At 62.0% G+C, this 279-nt stretch carries 1 protein-coding gene; it reads left to right on the plus strand.

The window, feature by feature from the left end:
• Nucleotides 1-42: 42 nt before the first annotated feature.
• On the plus strand, nt 43-279 hold a 237-nt coding region (locus tag EN852_RS40530; RefSeq protein ID WP_348643568.1), incomplete at its 3' end, for an RNase H family protein.

A 279-nucleotide genomic window follows, 5' to 3' on the forward strand; every position in this document is an offset into this window, starting at 1 on the left:
CAGATCTCCTTCGGAATATGGATTGGCCGAATATGGGGCATCATGAGCAAGCAGGTTGAAATCTTTACCGATGGCGCCTGTTCCGGCAATCCCGGCCCCGGCGGCTGGGGCGCCATCCTGCGCTTCAACGGCGCCACCAAGGAACTCTCCGGCGGCGAGGCCGAGACGACCAACAACCGCATGGAGCTGCTGGCCGCCATCTCGGCGCTGGACGCGCTGAAGGAGCCTTGCGCAGTCGAGCTCCACACCGACAGCAAATACGTCATGGATGGCATTTCC

The sequence above is a fragment of the Mesorhizobium sp. M2E.F.Ca.ET.209.01.1.1 genome, assembly GCF_004010375.2.
Classification (GTDB): domain Bacteria; phylum Pseudomonadota; class Alphaproteobacteria; order Rhizobiales; family Rhizobiaceae; genus Mesorhizobium.